Source organism: Streptomyces corynorhini, assembly GCF_003346515.1.
Lineage (GTDB): Bacteria > Actinomycetota > Actinomycetes > Streptomycetales > Streptomycetaceae > Streptomyces > Streptomyces corynorhini.
Map to the genome: position 1 here is coordinate 1 of NZ_QQNA01000227.1, position 3,140 is coordinate 3,140.

Below are 3,140 nucleotides of genomic sequence, written 5' to 3' on the forward strand. Positions count from 1 at the left end.
CTCGTCCTGGACGAGGGCGGGCATCCGGTCGTTGGCGACGGGCAGCACGGACCGGATGCCCGCCCTCGTCCAGGACGAGCGGCTGCCGGTGATCTCCTTCACCGGATCCGACAAGGTCGGCTACGCCATCATGGATTCGGTCCCGCGCAAGCACTGCACGCTGGAGCTGGGCGGCAACGGCGCGGCCGTCGTCCTCGCCGACTACACGAGCGACGAGGACCTCGACTGGGCCGCCACCCGGATCGCCACCTTCTCGAACTACCAGGGCGGCCAGTCCTGCATCTCCGTCCAGCGCGTGATCGCGGACGCCTCCGTGTACGAGCGGCTGGTCCCCAGGATCGTCGCCGCCGTCGAGGCCCAGACCACCGGAGACCCCGCCGACGCCACCACCGACGTCGGCCCCCTCGTCAGCGAGGACGCCGCCAAGCGGGTCGAGACCTGGGTGGACGAGGCGGTGCGCTCCGGTGCGCGGCTGCTCACGGGCGGCAAGCGGGACGGCGCGAGCTACCCGCCCACCGTCCTCGCCGAAGTCCCCGCGGACGCCACCCTCGCCCGCGAGGAGGTCTTCGGCCCCGTCCTCACGCTGCGCCGGGTCGAGAGCGAGAGCGAGGCGTTCGAGACGGTCAACGACTCGAAGTACGGGCTCCAGGCGGGTGTCTTCACCCATGACCTCAGGACCGCCTTCCGCGCGCACCGCGCCCTGGAGGTCGGCGGCGTGATCATCGGGGACGTCCCGTCGTACCGTGCCGACCAGATGCCGTACGGCGGCGTCAAGGAGTCCGGAGTCGGCCGCGAGGGCGTGCGCTTCGCCATGGACGACTACACCTACGAGCGCGTCATGGTCCTCACCGGCCTGGGCCTCTGACCCCGGGCCCCGCACAGGCCCACACCGGCCGCGCCGCGCTGCACGGCCAGGGCCCGTACCCCCGCCGCCCGCACCCGTCGTCGCCGCACGACTGGTGCGGGCGGCGTCGTTCGGGTAGACGTTCGGGTAGATACGGACACACAGTCCCGGTCGGCAGAACCGTCATGGGACCCGACTCCGCGGCGAGGTGAGTTCCTCATGTCCGCCCCATCCGCCCCTTCAGCAGCATCCGCACCGCAGGAACCGCAGGGCAGACCCACGGTCTCCGAGCGTGAGGCGCGGCAGGTCGCCGAAGCCGCCCGTGAACAGGGCTGGCGCAAGCCCAGCTTCGCCAAGGAGATGTTCCTCGGCCGCTTCCGCCTCGACCTCGTCCACCCCCATCCCGTGCCCGCGCCCGAAGACGTCGGGCGCGGCGAGGAGTTCCTCGCGAAGCTGCGCGTGTTCAGCGAGACGAGGATCGACGGCGCGCTGATCGAACGCGAGGCCCGGATCCCCGACGAGGTCGTCAGGGGCCTCAAGGAGCTGGGCGCGCTCGGTATGAAGATCGACACCAAGTACGGCGGGCTCGGCCTCACCCAGGTGTACTACAACAAGGCCCTGGCGCTCGTGGGCTCCGCGAGTCCCGCGGTGGGCGCGCTGCTCTCCGCCCATCAGTCGATCGGCGTACCGCAGCCGCTCAAGATTTTCGGCACGCGGGAGCAGAAGGAGGCGTTCCTGCCCCGGCTGGCCCGTACGGACATCTCGGCCTTCCTGCTGACCGAGCCGGACGTCGGCTCCGACCCCGCCAGGCTGGCGACGACGGCGGTACCGGACGGCGACACGTACGTCCTCGACGGGGTGAAGCTGTGGACGACCAACGGAGTCGTCGCGGATCTGCTCGTCGTGATGGCCCGCGTGCCGAGGACGGCGGACTCCGCGGGCGGCATCAGCGCCTTCGTCGTGGAGGCGGACTCGCCGGGCATCACCGTCGAGAACCGCAACGCCTTCATGGGGCTGCGCGGCCTGGAGAACGGTGTCACCCGCTTCCACCAGGTCCGCGTCCCCGCCGCGAACCGGATCGGCCCCGAGGGCGCGGGGCTCAAGATCGCACTCACCACCCTCAACACCGGCCGCCTCTCCCTGCCCGCGATGTGCGCGGGCGCGGGGAAGTGGTGCCTGAAGATCGCCCGCGAGTGGTCGGGGGCGCGCGAGCAGTGGGGCAAGCCCGTGGCCCGGCACGAGGCGGTGGGCGCCAAGATCTCGTTCATCGCCGCCACCACGTTCGCGCTGGAGGCGGTCGTCGACCTCGCCTCGCAGATGGCGGACGAGGACCGCAACGACATCCGTATCGAGGCGGCCCTCGCCAAGCTGTTCGGCTCGGAGATGGGCTGTCTGATGGCCGACGAACTGGTCCAGATCCGCGGTGGCCGAGGCTTCGAGACCGCCGATTCCCTGGCGGCCAGGGGCGAACGCGCCGTCCCCGCCGAGCAGATGCTCCGCGATCTGCGGATCAACCGCGTCTTCGAGGGCTCGACCGAGATCATGCACCTGCTGATCGCCCGCGAGGCGGTCGACGCCCACCTCGCCGTCGCGGGCGACATCATCGACCCGGACAAGTCCCTCTCCGACAAGGCGAAGGCGGGTGCGCGGGCGGGCGGCTTCTACGCCCGCTGGCTGCCGAAGCTGGTCGCCGGCCCCGGGCAACTGCCCACCTCGTACGCCGAGTTCCATCCACCCGGACACCGGGATCTGGCAACGCATCTGCGTTACGTGGAACGGACCTCGCGCAAGCTGGCGCGCTCCACCTTCTACGCGATGTCGCGCTGGCAGGGGCGGATGGAGACCAAACAGGGCTTCCTCGGCCGGATCGTGGACATCGGCGCCGAGCTGTTCGCGATGAGCGCGGCGTGTGTTCGGGCCGAGATGCTGCGCGTGAACGGCGATCACGGGCGCGAGGCGTACCAACTCGCCGATGTCTTCTGCCGGCAGTCCCGCATCAGGGTCGAGGAACTCTTCACGCGTCTGTGGTCCAACACCGACGACCTCGACCGCAAGGTCGTGGACGGTGTCCTGGCCGGTACGTACCGGTGGCTGGAGGACGGTGTCGTCGACCCGAGCGGCGAGGGCCCCTGGATCGCGGACGCGACACCGGGCCCGTCGGAACGGGAGAACGTGCACCGGCCGATCCGCTGACCCCGCGGCGCCGCCGCCCGCCCGGGGCGCGTACGTGTGCCGCGTAAGTGCCCCGGGCGGCGCCGCTGGTGGCCGCAGTCCGGGCAGAACGCGCCGCCCTGGG

At 71.3% G+C, this 3,140-nt stretch carries 2 protein-coding genes; both read left to right on the forward strand.

The features are described from left to right. Nucleotides 1-865 (forward strand): aldehyde dehydrogenase family protein (locus DVH02_RS25660; RefSeq protein ID WP_114626226.1); only part of this gene is annotated, 865 nt, incomplete at its 5' end. A gap of 198 nt (nucleotides 866-1,063) precedes the next feature. Further along, a complete protein-coding gene (locus DVH02_RS25665) occupies nucleotides 1,064-3,037 on the forward strand; it encodes an acyl-CoA dehydrogenase family protein (protein WP_114626227.1) in 1,974 nt (657 codons plus the stop codon). Nucleotides 3,038-3,140: the final 103 nt, after the last annotated feature.